At 57.6% G+C, this 278-nt stretch carries 1 protein-coding gene; it reads right to left on the reverse strand.

Going from position 1 to position 278, the window contains the following annotated elements; genetic code table 11:
* On the reverse strand, window positions 1-208 hold a 208-nt coding region (locus ACLQ24_RS30575; protein WP_425895191.1), incomplete at its 3' end, for a hypothetical protein.
* Between the last annotated feature and the right edge of the window lie 70 nt (window positions 209-278).

The raw sequence follows: 278 nt of genomic DNA on the forward strand, positions 1-278 counted from the left end.
CCCCGGGTACCCTAAAGCCATCAAATTTCGATGTGTCGCCCTCATTCAGGTAGATGACCTCGAAGCCGCCTTCTCCTTCCAGCGTCGCGGCCATCTCACCGTCCGGGTCGGCATGCCCGTTGCTCTTGAGACTGTGCATAAACTTGCCGAGCTTGAACTGCTTGTCTGGCTTATTCGGATTGGGTCGCTCCAGCGTGGCGGTCGGCATCTGCCCGATGTTATGGGGTATACCGTTTGCGTCTTTCTCGTCGAGCCAGGCGTCATAGACGGCGAAGAAG

Source organism: Micromonospora sp. DT4 (assembly GCF_049841675.1).
Taxonomy (GTDB): domain Bacteria; phylum Actinomycetota; class Actinomycetes; order Mycobacteriales; family Micromonosporaceae; genus Micromonospora.